The sequence below is a fragment of the Microcoleus sp. genome (genome assembly GCF_049646505.1).
Lineage (GTDB): Bacteria > Cyanobacteriota > Cyanobacteriia > Cyanobacteriales > Microcoleaceae > Microcoleus.
In genome coordinates this window covers 1-1,684 of record NZ_JBARVX010000294.1, presented here as the reverse complement: position 1 = coordinate 1,684, position 1,684 = coordinate 1, and the positions used below count along the sequence as shown (strand labels likewise).

Here is a 1,684-nt window from a genome sequence, read left to right as displayed (position 1 = left end):
ACGGTATTTGGCAATTTTACGTCTATAGGGAAGAATAGGGTCGTTGCCGGCTTAATAACTCCTTTGTTTTCGCCTTTTTTTACTTCGCTCCCCCCCACCAAAACCCGCCAACTAAACGCAAATTCTTGCGGTGTCCTGGTATCGTTAATTAACACTACTTGCTTGGCAAGTTTTCCGCCTACAAAAAAGTTGTGGTCTTTGGCAGTAAATACCGGATTAGCACCAGCTATCCAAGCCAAAGTCGAGCTATTATTATTCATAATTGCCTCGCCTCCGGGATGAACAGTGTAAGCTTCTGGCTGCAAATAATTTAAATATTTATTAGTAACTTGCTTCAAATAAACTCCTCGCCGCCCAGATTTAAATCCGCCCAAATCCACCTTGTTTCTACCAGCATCGGCAAGTTCCCAGCCGTGTCCGTCACTCCAAGGAATCATCCCCCCAGACATTCCAAAAGTCCGCCAACTCCGCCAAGTATTTGTGCTGAACAACTGCTGCAACTTTTGAAAAGCTGGTGCAAAATCTAAATCTTTGTTATTGTGCCAGCTTTTATACTCCTGACCTTTGACAAATTGCTCGCGAATTTTAGCTTTATAAGCTGCATTTTCCAACTCGTAAGCCTGTTTGCCCAAATAAATTGCCGCAAACTCAGTCATCAAAGGTTCGCTGACAATCACCTTATCAAAACCTTGGCGGTTTCGCATCATTGTTGCGAACAGCGGCGTCCCGAACTCGACTACCATGTAGGGCATTTCCCCGGTTTTGCTCCACTCAGAAATCCACTCTTCCCGTTCTTGCAAGGGAATCATATTCAAATAAGAATTCAGCGCATAAACATCGCCGAAGTTTGCGCCTTGGTGTACCATCACGGGTCTGGTAGGGTCGGCTGATTTAATTGCAGCTATGGTGTCATTTCCTAAAGGAATATTGACCTGCAAACGCTTGCTGTCCCAGTCGCTGAGAGTTCCTTCCAATTCTTTTTTGCCGATGCGGCGGGGATTTTGGTCGTCACTGTTGCCAAAAAAGTTAGGACTTGTTGCCCACATTAATACTGATGGATGATTGCGGTAACGGCGCATTTCTGTCACCATTCGCGCTTTCCAGCGGTCTCTAGACTGGCGGTTTTTCCACTTGCCGTTCCAAGCGATCGGACTAATGTCTAATGCGGGAACCATAATTGGAAAACCTTTGAGGTCTGCTCTTTCTGATAACAGTTCTCGAAAGTGCCACGTACCGCGTTCGTCGTGATTCCAAGGCCAGGTTTCTACTATGTTAAAACCTGTTTTCATGTAGCTCTCAATTAATTTGTCAGCAACTTCTACTGTCCCGCTTTCCCAAGAACCTTCTGAGTGCAAGGTTGGGCGGAGGCGAAACTCTGTTCCGTTTAAGAAAAATTTGCGCCCTTCTATCCAAAATTCGCGGAAGCCGAAAGGTTGGTTGTATTGCGTGTCGGTGCCGCTGCCTTTTACTTCTAATTCCAGGGTGTAAAGGTTGGGTTTCTCTAGATCCCAAAGGCGGGGATTTTGCCAGTCCCACTGCACTTTTACTGTTTGAATTGGTTGGGCTTTGACGCTGGCAGTGCCTGTAAATTTTTGTTCTACTTTGCCTTTTTCGTCGAGCATTTGTGCGATTAGTTGAACTTGACCGTTTTGGGTAACGTCTTTGAGTTCTACATCTAATTTAA

General features: G+C 45.4%; 1 protein-coding gene. It reads right to left on the bottom strand.

Annotated elements, in window-relative coordinates:
• Positions 1-1,684: glycoside hydrolase family 2 TIM barrel-domain containing protein (locus WBA89_RS15555; RefSeq protein WP_424407920.1), on the bottom strand; the 1,684-nt coding region annotated here is incomplete at both ends.